Origin of the sequence: Pseudomonas sp. URMO17WK12:I11 (genome assembly GCF_007677725.1) — a bacterium.
In the GTDB taxonomy this organism is placed as follows: Bacteria; Pseudomonadota; Gammaproteobacteria; order Pseudomonadales; family Pseudomonadaceae; genus Aquipseudomonas.
This window is the reverse complement of record NZ_VEDF01000002.1, coordinates 117,902-133,999: the sequence shown is the minus strand read 5'-3', so window position 1 is coordinate 133,999 and position 16,098 is coordinate 117,902. Positions and strand designations below refer to the sequence as shown.

The 16,098-nt window shown below is 61.4% G+C and carries 14 protein-coding genes; 9 read left to right on the top strand and 5 right to left on the bottom strand.

Translation table 11 applies throughout. The annotated features are described in order from the left end of the window. Positions 1 to 135 precede the first annotated feature (135 nt). The 7 genes from FS665_RS03860 (at position 136) to fdhA (ending at position 9,069) form a co-directional block, all read left to right on the top strand. Complete coding sequence (locus FS665_RS03860) at positions 136 to 1,389, top strand: serine hydroxymethyltransferase (RefSeq protein ID WP_145183701.1); 1,254 nt, start codon at positions 136 to 138, stop codon at positions 1,387 to 1,389. 15 nt (positions 1,390 to 1,404) lie between these two features. Beyond that, positions 1,405 to 2,655, top strand: coding sequence for a sarcosine oxidase subunit beta family protein (locus FS665_RS03855; RefSeq protein WP_145183698.1), 1,251 nt, complete (start codon positions 1,405 to 1,407; stop codon positions 2,653 to 2,655). A gap of 14 nt (positions 2,656 to 2,669) precedes the next feature. Next, complete coding sequence (locus tag FS665_RS03850) at positions 2,670 to 3,005, top strand: sarcosine oxidase subunit delta (protein WP_145183694.1); 336 nt, start codon at positions 2,670 to 2,672, stop codon at positions 3,003 to 3,005. Continuing rightward, the gene (locus FS665_RS03845) at positions 3,002 to 6,019 is read left to right on the top strand and encodes a sarcosine oxidase subunit alpha (RefSeq protein WP_145183691.1); all 3,018 of its coding nucleotides are present in this window, start codon (positions 3,002 to 3,004) and stop codon (positions 6,017 to 6,019) included. The genes FS665_RS03850 and FS665_RS03845 overlap by 4 nt, the downstream gene beginning before the upstream one ends. A 74-nt stretch (positions 6,020 to 6,093) precedes the next feature. After that, positions 6,094 to 6,726, top strand: a complete 633-nt coding sequence (locus FS665_RS03840) for a sarcosine oxidase subunit gamma (protein ID WP_145183688.1) — start codon at positions 6,094 to 6,096, stop codon at positions 6,724 to 6,726. A 12-nt stretch (positions 6,727 to 6,738) separates the two neighbouring features. Beyond that, complete coding sequence (gene purU, locus FS665_RS03835) at positions 6,739 to 7,596, top strand: formyltetrahydrofolate deformylase (RefSeq protein ID WP_145183685.1); 858 nt, start codon at positions 6,739 to 6,741, stop codon at positions 7,594 to 7,596. A 273-nt stretch (positions 7,597 to 7,869) separates the two neighbouring features. Further along, the gene (gene fdhA / locus FS665_RS03830; RefSeq protein ID WP_023532721.1) at positions 7,870 to 9,069 is read left to right on the top strand and encodes a formaldehyde dehydrogenase, glutathione-independent; all 1,200 of its coding nucleotides are present in this window, start codon (positions 7,870 to 7,872) and stop codon (positions 9,067 to 9,069) included. 87 nt (positions 9,070 to 9,156) lie between these two features. On the opposite strand, the gene FS665_RS03825 is transcribed toward fdhA, so the two are convergent. Both FS665_RS03825 and FS665_RS03820 read right to left on the bottom strand, forming a co-directional pair. Next, entirely contained in the window at positions 9,157 to 10,131 is a 975-nt protein-coding gene (locus FS665_RS03825; protein ID WP_145183682.1) for an RHS repeat-associated core domain-containing protein, read from the bottom strand. Between the two features lie 382 nt (positions 10,132 to 10,513). Continuing rightward, on the bottom strand, positions 10,514 to 11,482 hold the full coding sequence (locus FS665_RS03820) for an RHS repeat-associated core domain-containing protein (RefSeq protein WP_256674946.1): 969 nt from the start codon (positions 11,480 to 11,482) through the stop codon (positions 10,514 to 10,516). Positions 11,483 to 11,689: 207 nt separating this feature from the next. Between FS665_RS03820 and FS665_RS03815 the strand changes: the two genes are divergently transcribed. Then, positions 11,690 to 12,265 (top strand): DUF2780 domain-containing protein, encoded by a 576-nt coding sequence (locus FS665_RS03815; protein ID WP_145183679.1) that lies wholly within the window; start codon positions 11,690 to 11,692, stop codon positions 12,263 to 12,265. A gap of 77 nt (positions 12,266 to 12,342) precedes the next feature. Here FS665_RS03815 and FS665_RS03810 read toward each other — a convergent pair whose 3' ends face one another. Beyond that, positions 12,343 to 13,692: an APC family permease gene (locus FS665_RS03810; RefSeq protein WP_145183677.1), complete on the bottom strand. Its 1,350-nt coding sequence runs from the start codon at positions 13,690 to 13,692 to the stop codon at positions 12,343 to 12,345. Positions 13,693 to 13,832: 140 nt separating this feature from the next. After that, the gene (locus FS665_RS03805) at positions 13,833 to 14,720 is read right to left on the bottom strand and encodes an acyltransferase (protein WP_145183674.1); all 888 of its coding nucleotides are present in this window, start codon (positions 14,718 to 14,720) and stop codon (positions 13,833 to 13,835) included. Between the two features lie 182 nt (positions 14,721 to 14,902). On the opposite strand from FS665_RS03805, the gene FS665_RS03800 reads away from it, so the two are divergent. Beyond that, positions 14,903 to 15,403 (top strand): ATP-dependent zinc protease, encoded by a 501-nt coding sequence (locus tag FS665_RS03800; RefSeq protein WP_145183671.1) that lies wholly within the window; start codon positions 14,903 to 14,905, stop codon positions 15,401 to 15,403. Positions 15,404 to 15,473: 70 nt separating this feature from the next. Here FS665_RS03800 and FS665_RS03795 read toward each other — a convergent pair whose 3' ends face one another. Next, complete coding sequence (locus FS665_RS03795) at positions 15,474 to 16,097, bottom strand: glutathione S-transferase (protein ID WP_145183669.1); 624 nt, start codon at positions 16,095 to 16,097, stop codon at positions 15,474 to 15,476. Between the last annotated feature and the right edge of the window lies 1 nt (position 16,098).

Sequence of the window (16,098 nt, the reverse complement as noted above, 5' to 3'; positions counted from 1 at the left end):
GCCAAAGCCAATGTCGTAAACGCGCCATTGCAAGGCGTGCGCAGGCATCTGACCCGACCCGCCCAGTCATACCATCGCCGCAAAGGGTCGATTGAACCCGCCCAACAAAAAATGATCGCTGCCGGGAGATACAAGATGTTCAGCAAGCAAGACCAGATCCAAGGTTACGACGATGCACTGCTGGCGGCGATGAATGCCGAAGAACAGCGGCAGGAAGATCACATCGAGCTGATCGCCTCGGAAAACTACACGTCCCAGCGCGTGATGCAGGCCCAAGGCAGCGGCCTGACCAACAAATACGCCGAAGGCTATCCAGGCAAGCGCTACTACGGCGGCTGCGAGCATGTCGACAAGGTCGAGGCGCTGGCCATCGAGCGCGCCAAGCAGCTGTTCGGTGCCGACTACGCCAACGTCCAGCCGCACTCAGGTTCTTCCGCCAACGGCGCGGTCTACCTGGCCCTGCTGCAGGCAGGCGATACCATCCTGGGCATGAGCCTGGCCCATGGTGGCCACCTGACTCACGGCGCCAAGGTGTCGTCCTCGGGCAAGTTGTACAACGCCGTGCAGTACGGCATCGATACCAACACTGGCCTGATCGACTACGACGAAGTCGAGCGCCTGGCGCTCGAGCACAAGCCGAAGATGATCGTCGCCGGCTTCTCGGCCTACTCCAAGACCCTCGACTTCCCGCGCTTCCGCGCCATCGCCGACAAGGTCGGGGCGCTGCTGTTCGTCGACATGGCCCACGTGGCTGGCCTGGTCGCCGCGGGCCTGTACCCGAACCCGATTCCGTTCGCCGATGTGGTCACCACCACCACCCACAAGACCCTGCGCGGTCCACGTGGCGGCCTGATTCTGGCCAAGTCCAACGAAGAGATCGAAAAGAAGCTCAACGCTGCCGTGTTCCCCGGTGCCCAAGGTGGCCCGCTGATGCACGTGATCGCGGCCAAGGCGGTGTGCTTCAAGGAAGCGCTGGAGCCTGAGTTCAAGGCTTATCAGCAACAAGTCATCGAAAACGCCCAGGCCATGGCCCAGGTATTCGTCGACCGCGGTTATGACGTGGTCTCCGGTGGCACCGACAACCACCTGTTCCTGGTCAGCCTGATCCGTCAGGGCCTGACCGGCAAAGATGCCGACGCTGCCCTGGGCCGCGCGCACATCACCGTCAACAAGAACGCCGTCCCGAACGATCCGCAGTCGCCGTTCGTGACCTCTGGCTTGCGCATCGGCACACCAGCCGTCACCACCCGCGGCTTCCAGGTCGCCCAGTGCGTGGCGCTGGCTGGCTGGATCTGCGACATCCTCGACAACCTCGGTGACGCTGACGTCGAAGCCGATGTGGCGAAGAACGTCGCCGCGCTGTGCGCAGATTTCCCTGTTTACCGCTGAGTGGAGTCACACACCATGCAACGTTACTCGGGCTTCGGCCTTCTAAAGCACTCCCTCAGCCACCACGAGAACTGGCAGCGCATGTGGCGCACGCCGACCCCTAAGAAGGTCTATGACGTGGTCATCGTCGGCGGTGGCGGGCATGGCCTGGCGACCGCCTACTACCTGGCCAAGGAACATGGCATCACCAACGTCGCGGTGATCGAGAAGGGTTACCTGGGCGGCGGCAACACCGCCCGTAACACCACCATCGTGCGTTCCAACTACCTGTGGGACGAGTCCGCGCACCTGTACGAGCACGCCATGAAGCTGTGGGAGGGCCTGTCCCAGGACCTCAACTACAACGTGATGTTCTCCCAGCGCGGCGTCTACAACCTGTGCCACACCCTGCAGGACATGCGCGACTCCGAGCGTCGTGTGTCGGCCAACCGCCTCAACGGCGTCGATGGCGAGCTGCTCAACACTGCCCAGGTCGCGGCCGAAATTCCGTACCTGGACTGCTCGAAGAACACCCGCTACCCGATCCTCGGCGCCACCGTGCAACGCCGTGGTGGCGTGGCGCGTCACGACGCCGTGGCCTGGGGCTATGCCCGTGCCGCCGACGCCTTGGGCGTGGACCTGATCCAGCAGACCGAGGTGATCGGTTTCCGCAAGGAGAACGGCGCGGTCATCGGCGTCGAAACCAACAAGGGCTTCATCGGTGCCAAGCGCGTTGGCGTGGTCACTGCCGGTAACTCCGGGCACATGGCCAAGCTCGCCGGCTTCCGCCTGCCGCTGGAATCGCACCCGCTGCAAGCGCTGGTATCGGAACCGATCAAGCCCATCATCGACAGCGTGATCATGTCCAACGCGGTGCACGGTTACATCAGCCAGTCCGACAAGGGCGACCTGGTGATCGGCGCCGGTATCGACAGCTGGCTGGGCTACGGCCAACGCGGCTCCTATCCGGTCATCGAGCACACCTTGCAGGCCATCGTCGAGATGTTCCCCAACCTCTCGCGCGTGCGCATGAACCGTCAGTGGGGCGGCATCGTCGATACTTCGCCGGACGCCTGCCCGATCATCACCAAGACCCCGGTCAAGAACATGTTCTTCAACTGCGGTTGGGGTACCGGCGGCTTCAAGGCGACCCCGGGTTCGGGCAACGTCTTCGCCGCGAGCCTGGCCAAGGGCGAAATGCACCCACTGGCTGCGCCGTTCTCCATGGACCGTTTCTACAACGGCGCACTGATCGACGAACACGGCGCCGCCGCCGTCGCCCACTAACCGGAGACACCGTCATGTTGCATATTTTCTGTCCCCACTGCGGCGAGCTGCGCTCCGAAGAAGAGTTCCACGCCTCTGGCCAGGCGCACATCGCTCGCCCGCTGGACCCCAACGCCTGCTCCGACGAGGAGTGGGGCACCTACATGTTCTACCGTGACAACCCGCGCGGTATTCACCATGAGCTGTGGGACCACGTCGCCGGCTGCCGCCAGTACTTCAACGTCACCCGTAATACCGTGACTTACGAGATTCTGGAAACCTACAAGATTGGCGAGAAGCCGCAAGTGACCGAAGCCGGCAAGCAAACCAGCCCAGTGTCGACCGTCAAAGGCCAAGGGGAAAAAGTATGAGCCAGACCTATCGCCTCGCCAGCGGCGGCCGTATCGACCGCAGCAAGGTCCTGAACTTCACCTTCAACGGCAAGACCTACCAGGGTTATGCCGGTGACAGCCTGGCCGCTGCCTTGCTGGCCAACGGCGTCGACATCGTCGGGCGCAGCTTCAAGTACTCACGTCCACGCGGCATCATCGCCGCCGGCACCGAAGAGCCCAATGCCATCTTGCAGATCGGCTCCACCGAAGCCACCCAGATCCCCAACGTGCGCGCCACGCAGCAGGCGCTGTACGCAGGTCTGGTCGCCACCAGCACCAACGGCTGGCCGAACGTCAACAACGACGTGATGGGCATCCTGGGCAAGGTTGGCGGCAACATGATGCCGCCGGGGTTCTACTACAAAACCTTCATGTACCCCAAATCGTTCTGGATGACCTACGAGAAGTACATCCGCAAAGCCGCAGGCCTTGGCCGTGCGCCGCTGCAGAACGATCCGGACAGCTACGACTACATGAACCAGCACTGCGACGTGCTGATCGTCGGCGCCGGCCCGGCCGGTCTGGCCGCGGCGCTGGCTGCAGCCCGCAGCGGCGCCCGCGTGATCCTCGCCGATGAGCAGGAAGAGTTCGGCGGCAGCCTGCTCGACACCCGCGAAACCCTCGACGGCAAGCCTGCCAGCGACTGGGTCAACGCCGTGGTCAAAGAACTGGAAAGCCTGCCGGAAGTGACCCTGCTGCCACGCGCCACGGTCAACGGTTACCACGACCACAACTTCCTGACCATCCACGAGCGCCTGACCGACCACCTCGGCGACCGCGCGCCGATGGGTCAGGTGCGTCATCGTGTACACCGCGTGCGGGCCAAGCGCGTAGTGCTGGCGCCCGGTGCCCACGAGCGTCCGCTGGTCTACGGTAACAACGACCTGCCAGGTAACATGCTGGCCGGCGCCGTGTCGACCTATGTGCGCCGTTATGGCGTAGCGCCCGGCCGCAAGCTGGTGCTGTCGACCAACAACGATCATGCCTACCGCGCTGCGCTGGACTGGCACGATGCCGGCCTGCAGGTCGTGGCCATCGCCGACGCCCGTCACAACCCCCGCGGTTCGCTGGTCGAAGAAGCGCGCGCCAAGGGCATTCGCATCCTCACCTCCAGCGCCGTGATAGAGGCCAAGGGCAGCAAGCACGTGACCGGTGCCCGAGTCGCCGCTATCGATGTGCAGGCACACAAGGTCACCAGCCCAGGCGAAACCCTCGACTGCGACTTGATCGCCACCTCCGGTGGTTACAGCCCGATCGTGCACCTGGCCTCACACCTCGGCGGCCGTCCGGTGTGGCGTGACGACATCCTCGGTTTCGTGCCGGGCGATGCGCCGCAGAAACGTGAGTGCGTCGGCGGCATCAACGGCGTCTACGCGCTTGGCGATGTGATCGCCGATGGTTTCGAAGGCGGCGCTCGTGCTGCCACCGAGGCAGGCTTCAAGGCTACCGTCGGCGTGCTGCCGAAAACCGTTGCCCGCAAGGAAGATGCAACCGTCGCGCTGTTCCAGGTGCCGCACGACAAGGGTACCGCTCGCGCACCCAAGCAGTTCGTCGACCAGCAGAACGACGTGACCGCCGCCGCCATCGAGCTGGCGACCCGCGAGGGCTTCGAGTCGGTCGAGCACGTCAAGCGCTACACCGCGCTGGGCTTCGGTACCGACCAGGGCAAACTGGGCAACATCAACGGCCTGGCGATTGCCGCCCGTTCGATCGGTATCACCATTCCGGAAATGGGCACCACCATGTTCCGCCCCAACTACACGCCGGTGACATTCGGCGCGGTAGCGGGTCGCCACTGTGGTCACCTGTTCGAGCCGGTGCGCTTCACTGCATTGCATGCCTGGCACGTGAAAAACGGTGCCGAGTTCGAAGACGTCGGCCAGTGGAAGCGGCCGTGGTACTTCCCCAAGGCCGGTGAAGACATCCACGCCGCCGTGGCCCGCGAGTGCAAGGCGGTGCGCGACAGCGTCGGCCTGCTGGACGCCTCGACCCTGGGCAAGATCGACATCCAGGGGCCGGATGCCCGCGAGTTCCTCAACCGCATCTACACCAACGCCTGGACCAAGCTCGATGTGGGCAAGGCCCGCTACGGCCTGATGTGCAAGGAAGACGGCATGGTCTTCGACGACGGCGTGACCGCCTGCGTCGGCGATAACCATTTCATCATGACCACCACCACCGGCGGCGCTGCCCGCGTCCTGCAGTGGATGGAGCTGTACCACCAGACTGAATGGCCGGACCTGAAGGTGTACTTCACCTCGGTCACCGACCACTGGGCCACCATGACCCTGTCCGGCCCCAACAGCCGCAAGCTGCTCAGCGAGCTGACCGACATCGACATGGACAAGGAAGCCTTCCCGTTCATGACCTGGAAGGAAGGCAACGTCGGCGGGGTCCCTGCGCGGGTGTTCCGTATCTCGTTCACCGGTGAGCTGTCGTACGAAGTCAACGTCCAGGCCAACTACGCCATGGGCGTGCTGGAACAGATCATCGAAGCCGGCAAGAAGTACAACCTGACGCCATACGGCACCGAGACCATGCACGTCCTGCGTGCCGAGAAGGGCTTCATCATCGTCGGCCAGGATACCGACGGTTCGATGAATCCGGACGATCTAAACATGAGCTGGTGCGTGGGCCGCAACAAGCCGTTCTCGTGGATCGGCCTGCGTGGCATGAACCGCGAGGACTGCCTGCGTGACAACCGCAAGCAGCTGGTTGGCCTGAAACCGATCGACCCGACCAAATGGCTGCCGGAAGGTGCTCAGCTGGTGTTCGATCCGAAGCAGCCGATCCCCATGGATATGGTCGGCCACGTGACCTCCAGCTACGCAGCCAACTCCCTGGGCTACTCGTTCGCCATGGGTGTGGTCAAGGGCGGCCTCAAGCGCATGGGCGAGCGTGTCTACTCGCCGCAGGCCGATGGCAGCGTGATCGAGGCGGAAATCGTGTCTTCGGTGTTCTTCGATCCGAAGGGTGAGCGGCAGAACGTCTAAGGCCCCGGATGGCGGCGCAGCCTGAACCCATGGCTGCGCTGCCCTGACGAACAAGAATTCAAGGCAGGTACGAAATGAGCGCTATCAACGTCTTCCAGCAAAATCCCGGCGCTGAGGCCAAGGCCCAGTCGCCACTGCATCACGCCGATCTGGCCAGCCTGGTCGGCAAGGGTCGCAAGAACGCGGGGGTGACCTTGCGCGAACGCAAGTTCCTCGGCCATCTGACCCTGCGTGGCGACGGCCACAACCCGGAGTTCGCCGCTGGCGTGCACAAGGCCCTGGGCCTGGAGCTGCCTGTGGCATTGACCGTGGTCGCCAATGGCGACATGTCGCTGCAATGGGTCGGGCCGGATGAGTGGCTGCTGATCGTCCCGGGCGGTGAGGAACTGGCCGTCGAGCAGAAGCTGCGCGCGGCGCTTGAAGGCCAGCACATCCAGGTGGTCAACGTCAGCGGCGGGCAGAGCCTGCTGGAGCTGCGCGGGCCGAACGTGCGTGAAGTGCTGATGAAATCCACCAGCTACGACGTTCATCCGAACAACTTCCCGGTTGGCAAGGCGGTCGGCACCGTGTTCGCCAAGTCGCAACTGGTGATCCGGCGCACTGCCGAGGACACCTGGGAGCTGGTCATTCGTCGCAGCTTCGCCGACTACTGGTGGCTGTGGCTGCAGGACGCGTCGGCTGAGTATGGCTTGAGCATCGAAGGTTAAGGAGCGCTGAACATGAGTCGGGCACCGGATACCTGGATTCTCACCGCCGACTGCCCGAGCATGCTCGGCACGGTCGACGTGGTGACGCGTTACCTCTACGAGCAGCGCTGCTACGTCACCGAGCACCATTCCTTCGACGACCGGCTGTCTGGGCGTTTCTTCATTCGGGTGGAGTTTCGCCAACCGGACGATTTCGACGAAGCCGGCTTTCGTGCCGGCCTTGCCGAGCGCAGCGATGCCTTCGGCATGAGCTTCGAGCTGACCGCACCGAATCACCGCCCCAAAGTGGTGATCATGGTGTCCAAGGCCGACCACTGCCTGAACGATCTGCTGTACCGGCAGCGCATCGGCCAGCTGTCGATGGACGTGGTCGCGGTGGTGTCCAACCACCCCGACCTCGAGCCGCTCGCGCACTGGCACAAGATTCCCTACTACCATTTCGCGCTCGACCCCAAGGACAAGCCTGCGCAAGAGCGCAAGGTGATCCAGGTGATCGAGGAAACCGGCGCGGAGCTGGTGGTGCTGGCCCGCTACATGCAGGTGTTGTCGCCAGAGCTGTGTCGGCGTCTGGATGGCTGGGCGATCAACATTCACCACTCGTTGCTCCCGGGCTTCAAGGGCGCCAAGCCGTACCATCAGGCCTACAACAAGGGCGTGAAGATGGTCGGCGCCACGGCTCACTACATCAACAACGACCTGGACGAAGGGCCGATCATTGCCCAAGGGGTGGAGACCGTCGACCACAGCCACTACCCGGAAGACCTGATCGCCAAGGGCCGCGACATCGAGTGCCTGACCTTGGCCCGGGCGGTGGGCTATCACATCGAGCGGCGGGTGTTCCTCAACGCCAATCGGACCGTCGTGCTCTGAACCTGTTGGGGCTGCCGTGCAGCCCTTTCGCGACACAAGGCCGCGCCTGCAGGTGTCACATTCCCCCTGTAGGCGCGGCCTTGTGTCGCGAAAGGGTCGCACAGCGGCCCCAGCTTTTTCCTTGCCGCTAAATGGCATCTCCCTGTCGTTTCCAGTCAGCGCACATCGCCCCATCAAGCCCACAATTCCCTGCATTCCAGTAACCCATGCCGCCCATGGATGGCGGCACGTTCAACCACCGCTGCATAAATACAAATCAAGCGAGGTAAGAGCATGTCTGGCAATCGTGGAGTGGTATATCTCGGCGCCGGCAAGGTCGAAGTGCAGAAGATCGACTACCCGAAAATGCAGGACCCGCGCGGCAAGAAGATCGAGCACGGCGTGATCCTCAAGGTGGTCTCCACCAACATCTGCGGCTCCGACCAGCACATGGTCCGTGGCCGTACCACTGCCCAGGTCGGCCTGGTCCTGGGCCACGAAATCACCGGGGAAATCGTCGAGAAGGGCAGCGACGTCGAGCGCATGCAGATCGGCGACCTGGTGTCGGTGCCGTTCAACGTCGCCTGCGGCCGCTGCCGCTCCTGCAAAGAGATGCACACCGGTGTCTGCCTGACGGTCAACCCGGCCCGCGCAGGCGGTGCCTACGGCTACGTCGACATGGGCGACTGGACTGGCGGGCAAGCCGAATACGTGTTGGTGCCCTACGCCGACTTCAACCTGCTGAAACTGCCAGAGCGCGACAAGGCCATGGAGAAGATCCGTGACCTGACCTGCCTCTCCGACATTCTGCCGACCGGCTACCACGGCGCTGTCACCGCAGGTGTTGGCCCAGGCAGCACCGTCTACGTCGCTGGCGCAGGCCCCGTTGGCCTTGCTGCCGCTGCCTCGGCGCGCCTGCTGGGCGCTGCCTGCGTGATCGTCGGCGACCTCAACCCGGCGCGCCTGGCCCACGCCAAGTCCCAAGGCTTCGAAGTGGTCGACCTGTCCAAGGATACCCCGCTGCACGAGCAGATCGTCGACATCCTCGGCGAGCCGGAAGTGGACTGCGCCGTTGACGCCGTAGGCTTCGAGGCCCGTGGCCATGGCCATGAGGGCGCCAAGCACGAAGCACCAGCCACCGTGCTCAACTCGCTGATGCAGGTGACGCGTGTTGCCGGCCAGATTGGTATCCCTGGCCTGTATGTGACCGAAGACCCGGGTGCGGTGGACGCCGCTGCCAAGATTGGCGCGCTGAGCATCCGCTTCGGCCTGGGCTGGGCCAAGTCGCACAGCTTCCACACCGGCCAGACCCCGACCATGAAGTACAACCGTCAGCTGATGCAGGCGATCATGTGGGATCGCATCAACATCGCTGAAGTGGTGGGTGTGCAGGTGATCAACCTGGATCAGGCGCCGGAAGGTTACGGCGAGTTCGATGCCGGTGTGCCGAAGAAATTCGTGATCGACCCGCACAAGATGTGGGGCGCGGCGTGATCGCGTGATGTAACCAAGAGCCCCTCACGATGAGGGGCTTTTTTGAATGGAGGTTATCGGTAGCCAAAATGGGTACAGCCGCGATGATCATTGGCGTTGGCGAATCTTCGAGTTGCCGTCGCTGACTCGGAAGCTCCCCGCCAGGTACGCTGTCAGATCGTTGGGGTTGTTGGCTCGCCGTGCCAGATCTTCGCCGCTAACGGTCAAGCCGCGCCGGAAATTCTCTAAGTTGCGGATATAGGCAGTGCTCACTGTGTGAGCCGAATCGCCCAGTGCGTCAGCCGCCTGTGCGTTACGCAGGTTATTGCTCGCTTCCAGGAAGCTGTCCAGCTGTGTACGGGTAACGTGCACGGTAGCCGGGCCTTTATGGGGATCGGCAATCACTTCGAACAGCTCAGTGGTGCGTAACGTTCTACGCGTTGTTTCGCTAACCTGGCTGCTGGTATTCCTGCCCTTACCTGTCGTCACAATCGTCTTTGTGGTTAAGCTCTCATAGTGATCTACCTCGAAGCGCCGCACGATCCGCTTGCCCCAGTATTCCAGATAGCTAGGTGTACTGGGTGCCCTGGGAGTGAGCGCTGAGGCGGGTGGAACCCGGACCAGCACATGGCCACTGGGGTCGGTGTTGTTAATTGGATCACCGCTGCAATAGGTATAGGCGTTAATGCCGCCTTGCCCGAAAGGGCTCCAGCTGTCGGCTGAGAGAAATCGCATCAGCACTACACTTAGCGCTCGATAACCTTGCCCAAGGCGATAGCAGATAGAGTGTGGTTCGAAAAACTCGCCGTTGAAGCCTGCTGCAGTTCGTGCCGACGGCAGGTTAGGATCGTGACCGTAGGCTGAATAGAGGTGGTCTTCCGAATCGCCTTCGTCCGCAGCGACGAGAACCGAACCTTTATCGTCAGTGGCTAACAATGCGGTGCTCGGGTCGCCACCCATTTGATGTTCAGCCAGCGGCACATCCGCATGCCGGAAAATGGAGCGATGCTGGTCGCCTTGCTTGATGCAGATGAGCTTGTTGAGTTGGTAAAAGAAGAGCGTGCGATTCGGTGCTTTGTTCATGGCTAGACCACCTGCTGCGCGGGATGGATGGGCTTTCAGTGCAGCTCATTGTGAATACCTACAGCAATTTAGATACTGGTAAAAATGACAGTTTTAAACGTTCGCTGGGCCACCATACCCCATCTTGCATTGTTCATCAGCGCTTTGGTCAGCACGCCTAAATCATGTTACGAGACCGAAGCTGCGGAGATGTCAGCGAAGGCATAAAAGGTTCAGAACTCTGGTTCAGCTGGACCTGTGCCGTGATAGCGGACAAGCCCACTAACTCAGAAACGTCCCACAGGTAAGAGCAAATAACGAAAACCTAAGCAGATTTCATCTGTTCGCTGCTAATTGACCCGCGACAACGCTTTGGTGTGCTCAACACCTGTTCTACGTCGAATCAGACTTCAGGGTTGTAACCATATCGGTCCCTAATCTTACGTGCAGTCCTGTAGCCCAGCAAACTTCTTTCCGGAACATGACCACGGACCTCGCGAGCCGCTTTTGCGGGGTTAACGTCTCTTCGAAGACTATCTAGTTGCTTGAGATTTTTCTCGATTAGATCCCGAGTGAATAGGTAAGAGGGGCTTTCTCTTGGGTCTTCAACAAGCTGGGCCACGGCTCGTTCGTGTTTGTTTGCGTAGTGCCGGTCTTTGTTTGACAACATTGGCCTGGCCGGGAGTTGGTTGATCTTCTCGATGGTTTCCCGGTTGAAATAAAGATTGGTAATGTTGATGCGTCGATCAAGTGCGCTGTGGGCGTTATCTCTTAACTTTAGGGGCTCCGCTTTGGCATTGTAGTGTGAGGCGTTATCATTATATCTTTTTATTCTTTCGAATTTTCTTTCCTGACGCCCCAGGAGGTTTTTAAGGCCTTTTATAAAGGCGTGGCCTGACGGATCTACCTGATTTATTGGATCTCCACTTACATAGCAGTAGCTGTTTAGCCCACCCGCTTCGAAGGGGCTCAAATTGTCAGGTGATTGAAAGCGCTTGAGTCCAGGGCTGTACGTACGGTATGAGCCGAGTAAGTAAACACATCTCGACAGATCTACCATCTCTCTGTTAAATCCAAACAAAGTGTTGGGCGAAGGTAGTTTTACATTAAAGCCATAAGCCGAATAGGCATGGGTTTCACGTGAAGTGCTGCTTATGACTTCGAAGATGGATCCATTGAAGTCGCTTGCCAATATGGATGCTGGGGTGGCGTCGTCGCTGCAGGATTCTGCTAACGCTATGTTGTTTGCTTGTATTACCCGGCGATTTTCGCCGCTTGAAAGTAATCCGGTAACGTTGTTTTTCTGATAGAAGACATATGTACGGCTGCGAGCGGGCATGGTGATCACCTTGGTATCGATCAGCAGGGTCATGTTCGACGCTTTAGTCTTCATGCGCTCTATACTGAGCGTCAACTGGCAAAAATAATAGGTGAATACATCCTTGCGGATAATTGACTGGTCGAAGCTGACAGCATCTTCGGATCGACAAATTAAACTGACGAGGGCGGGGAACAATTTTCCCGGCTTTCGCTCCAATATCCGTTCCCGAGCTCATCCCGACCCACGAGGTCCCTCCCGATGAAAGCATTCACCCTGGCAACCCTCATGACCCTAGCCGCAAGCCCGGTGTTCGCCTTCAACCTGAGCGACGCCGCCAACGCCGTCTCCTCCATGCAGAGTCAGAAGCAACAAGGCCAGGTACAGGCGCCCGAGGGGCAGGCCGACCTGCTCAATACGCTGGGCAGCCAGTTGAGCATCACCCCCGAACAGGCGGTGGGCGGGGCAGGGGCGATGCTGGGGCTGGCGCGCAACACCCTCAGTACCTACGACTATGGCCAGCTGAGCAAGGCCGTGCCGGGGCTGGACCTGCTGTCGGGGGCCAATGCCCTGGGCGGGCTGAGTGGGTTGGGTGAGTTGCTGGGTGAGAACAAGGACAGTCAGTCGGCCTTGAGCAAGGCCCTGGGCAATGATGTGGAAAACCGCAGTGACCTGGACAACGCGTTCAAGGCGCTGGGGATGGATAGCGGCATGATCGGCCAGTTTGCGCCGTTGATTCTGCAGTACCTGGGGCAGCAGGGGATTGCCGGATCGTTGTTGCAGAGCCTGGGGAGCTTGTGGACAACGCCTGCGCCGTTGGCTCAACCGTCGGTGTGATGATCTTTACGGCGCCAGTGCCGGCCTTTTCGCCGGCACTGGCTCCCACATGACAAGCACAGCAGGGCCACGTCCGCTCAGGCGGCTTCAGTGAAGTCCACCAGCCGGACCGGGCGGCGGAAGCCGGCGGTGAGCACTGCCAGGTAAGCCAGGCCCAGGGCGAACCAGCACAGGCCGATCACCAAGGTCAGCGCCGAGAGGCTGGTCCACAGCCACAAGGTCAGGCCCAAGCCCACCAACGGCACCAGGCCATAGCACAGCAGCCCCTTGAGGTGACGCTGGGCGCGGTCATCCATCAGGTGGGTCTTCACCACTGCCAGGTTCACCGCCGAGAACGCCACCAGCGCACCGAAGCTGATCAGCGAGGCGAGGGTGGCGAGGTCGATCACCAGCGCCAACAACGAAAACGCCGATACCAGCACGATGGCGAACACGGGTGTGCCGAAGCGCGGCGACAGGTAGCCGAAGCTGCGCCGAGGCAACACGTTGTCGCGCCCCATGGTGAACAGGATGCGCGACACCGCTGCCTGCGAGGCCAGTGCCGACCCCAGGCTGCCAGCCACGTAAGCGGCAGTGAAGAAGTTGGCCAAAAATTGCCCGCCCGCCTTGAACATGACCTCATTGGCCGCGGCATCGGCATTGGCGAACGTGCTGCCGGGCAAGACCAGCTGGCTGACATAGGCCAGGACCGTGAACAGCACCCCCGCGAACAGCGTGGTGAGGATGATCGCCCGTGGCACGTCGCGGCGCGCGTCGCGGCATTCCTCGGCCAACGTCGAAACGGCATCGAAGCCCAGGAACGACAAGCACAGCACGGCGGCCCCTGCCATGATCGCGCCAAAGCCAGGCTGTGAGCCGTCGCCCAACAGCGGGGAAAGCAAGTCCAGGGGCTGACCGCCCAGGGACTGGCACGACAGCGCGACGAACACCCCGATGAAGACGATCTGCGCGCCGACGATCAGGTTACTGGTCTTGGCCACCGAGTGGATGCCCACCACATTGAGCACGGTCACTAGCACGATCGCAGCCAAGGCAATCGACCAGGCCGGAATGGCCGGGAAGGCAATGTTGAGAAACAGGCCGATCAGCAGGTAGTTGATCATGGGCAGGAACAGGTAATCGAGCAGCAGCGACCATCCGGCCAGAAACCCTACGTTGGGGCCGAACGCCATATTGGTGTACGAATAGGCGGACCCGGCGACCGGGAAACGCTTGACCATGAAGCTGTAGGAGGCCGCAGTGAACAGCATGGCCACCAGGGTTACCAGATAGGCGCTGGCGGTGCGCCCACCGGTGATCTCGGTGACGATGCCGTAGGTGGTGAAGATGGTCAGCGGGACCATGTACACCAGGCCAAAGAAGACCAGGGCGGGGAGGCCGAGGACGCGGCGCAGTTGGGCGGAGTTGGAGCTGGGTAGGTTGGCCATCGATCGATCCAGGCATTTTTGTAGTTGTGCTTTGGTCGATTTTTATCCACATGAGGGGGTGATGACAAAAAAGGATTACTTATGCTGATTATTAGCCAGGGTTTTAATCGAGGCGTGCGGTCACCCTCGGGGCGTGTCGCTCAGCGCAGTTCTGCCCGCAGCAGTTCGATCCGTCGATCCTTTTCCAGCCACAGTTGATTGACCCAGGCCTGCACGGTCTGGCGGAACGCCGGATCATTTTCGTAATCACCCGCCCACAGCGCGGGGTCCAACTCGCGTACCTGAATGTCGATAACTACCCGGCTGATGCTGCCGTTGAGCAACGCCCAGAAGCCCGGGGCCGGGTTGCCGGGGTAAACGATGGTGACGTCCAGCAGGGCATCGAGTTGCTCGCCCAGGGCCGCCAGCACGAACGCCACGCCGCCCGCCTTGGGCTTGAGCAGGTAGCGATAGGGCGATTGTTGTTCGCGGTGCTTGGCTTCGCTAAAGCGTGTGCCTTCCAAATAGTTGACCACGGTGACCGGCTGGCGCTTGAACAGCTCGCAGGCGGCCTTGGTGATTTCCAGGTCCTTGCCCTTGAGGTCGGGATGCTTGTCCAGGAACGCCTTGCTGTAGCGCTTCATGAACGGGTAATCCAGGCCCCACCAGGCAAGGCCCAGCAGCGGCACCCAGATCAGCTCCTTTTTCAGGAAGAACTTGAAGAACGGCGTGCGCCGGTTGAGGCTTTCGATCAACGCCGGGATATCCACCCAGGTCTGGTGATTGCTGATGGCAAGATACGAGGTGTCGCGGCGCAAGTTCTCCACGCCGCGAATGTCCCACGTCGTGGGGATGCACAGGGCGAAAATCGCCTTGTCGATTTCCGACCAGGTTTCCGCCACCCACATCACCGCCGCCGAGGCGTAGTCGCGTCCGCGACCGGGTAATACCAGCTTGAGCAACGCGAAGACCAACAGCGGGCAGATCAACACCACCGTGTTGAGCAGCAGCAGGGTGGTCGTAAGAATGCCGGTAAACAGGCGACGCATAGAGAGACTCTTGTTGTGGGAAATTAGCAGGGCGCAATGATAAGCAGCGCTGCGCGCTACGCCAAATATCCAATGCTCGGCGGCACAGACAAATGTTTCACAACATGTTGGCTAGGCTTGTGACCGCGAACCTATCTGCCCAGTGCAGTCTAAGCACTGACCCCTTTCAAGGAAGCCCGACTGTGAAACCACTGCTTGCCCTGTTATCGCTGCTGGCCCTGCCGGTGATGGCTGCCGATCCCACGCTCTATGGTCGCTACGAGAACATCAAGTTGCCTGAGCTGGGCGAAACGCTCAAAGCCAAGATGGACACCGGGGCCTTCACCGCCTCCCTGTCCGCCAAGGACATCGAGATGTTCACCCGAGATGGCGATGAGTGGGTGCGCTTCCGCCTGGCGACCAAGGACTCGGACGGCAAGGTCTACGAACACAAGGTGTCGCGCATCAGCAAGATCAAAGGCCGGGCCGATGAAGAGGACGAGGGCGACACGCCGGAAGTGTCCAAGCGCCCGGTGGTCGACCTGGAGCTGTGCCTGGGTGAGGAGAAACGCACGGTCGAAGTGAATCTGGTGGACCGCAGCAGCTTCAATTATCCGCTGCTGATCGGCTCCAAGGCCTTGCGTGAGTTCAAGGCGGCGGTCAATCCGGCCAAGAAGTACACAGCGGGCAAGCCTGGCTGCTGATCCACAGCGCGGTTTGGCGCTCATGCAGGAGCGCCCCGGCAAGGCGGCTCCTGCAAGGGTTGCAGCGCCGTCAGGCTGGCGGAGCGGTTGCCTGCATCGACGGTCGCTTGGCGACTTCGGCATACCAGGCTGCCAAGCCGGGCTGACGCTCGCGCCAACCAAACGTTGGCTGACGCAGGTCCAGATACCCCAGCGCACAGGCCACGCCAATCGCCGCCAGATCGAAACCAGACGCCAGTTCCGCCAGGTGCTGCTGCTCAAGGTTGGCCAGGCTGCGGCGAATCTTCTCGGCTTGCGCGTCCAGCCAGGCATCCCAGCGCTTGTCTTCAGGGCGCAGGAAACGCTCGTAGCGGCTGGCCACCGCTGCATCGAGCATCGCATCGGCCTGCGATGCCAGGGTCATGCGCCGCCAGCGCGCCGAGCCCTCGCGGGGCAGCAGCGGTTGGCCAACGTGCTGCTGATCGAGGTATTCGCAGATGACCCGACTGTCATGCAGGACCGTACCGTCCGCCAGGCGCAAGGCAGGAATCTTGCCGATCGGATTGTCCTGGTTGAGCTGCGCGTCGGCATTGACCGGGCTGATGTTCACCGGCTGCAGGGTGACCCTGTCCAGCTGGCCAGTTTCGTGCAGCACCACCATGACCTTGCGTACGAAAGGCGACAATGGCGAGTGGAACAGGGTCATGCTGCCCATG

Excerpts from the sequence above, each read along its gene's own strand:
- FS665_RS03815 (WP_145183679.1), top strand. The coding sequence starts at position 11,690 with ATGAAAGCATTCACCCTGGCAACCCTCATGACCCTAGCCGCAAGCCCG.
- FS665_RS03855 (WP_145183698.1), top strand. The coding sequence starts at position 1,405 with ATGCAACGTTACTCGGGCTTCGGCCTTCTAAAGCACTCCCTCAGCCAC.
- FS665_RS03845 (WP_145183691.1), top strand. The coding sequence starts at position 3,002 with ATGAGCCAGACCTATCGCCTCGCCAGCGGCGGCCGTATCGACCGCAGC.
- FS665_RS03820 (WP_256674946.1), bottom strand. The coding sequence starts at position 11,482 with ATGACCCTGCTGATCGATACCAAGGTGATCACCATGCCCGCTCGCAGC.
- FS665_RS03795 (WP_145183669.1), bottom strand. The coding sequence starts at position 16,097 with ATGGGCAGCATGACCCTGTTCCACTCGCCATTGTCGCCTTTCGTACGC.
- purU (WP_145183685.1), top strand. The coding sequence starts at position 6,739 with ATGAGTCGGGCACCGGATACCTGGATTCTCACCGCCGACTGCCCGAGC.
- FS665_RS03825 (WP_145183682.1), bottom strand. The coding sequence starts at position 10,131 with ATGAACAAAGCACCGAATCGCACGCTCTTCTTTTACCAACTCAACAAG.
- FS665_RS03850 (WP_145183694.1), top strand. The coding sequence starts at position 2,670 with ATGTTGCATATTTTCTGTCCCCACTGCGGCGAGCTGCGCTCCGAAGAA.
- FS665_RS03860 (WP_145183701.1), top strand. The coding sequence starts at position 136 with ATGTTCAGCAAGCAAGACCAGATCCAAGGTTACGACGATGCACTGCTG.
- FS665_RS03810 (WP_145183677.1), bottom strand. The coding sequence starts at position 13,692 with ATGGCCAACCTACCCAGCTCCAACTCCGCCCAACTGCGCCGCGTCCTC.
- FS665_RS03805 (WP_145183674.1), bottom strand. The coding sequence starts at position 14,720 with ATGCGTCGCCTGTTTACCGGCATTCTTACGACCACCCTGCTGCTGCTC.
- fdhA (WP_023532721.1), top strand. The coding sequence starts at position 7,870 with ATGTCTGGCAATCGTGGAGTGGTATATCTCGGCGCCGGCAAGGTCGAA.
- FS665_RS03840 (WP_145183688.1), top strand. The coding sequence starts at position 6,094 with ATGAGCGCTATCAACGTCTTCCAGCAAAATCCCGGCGCTGAGGCCAAG.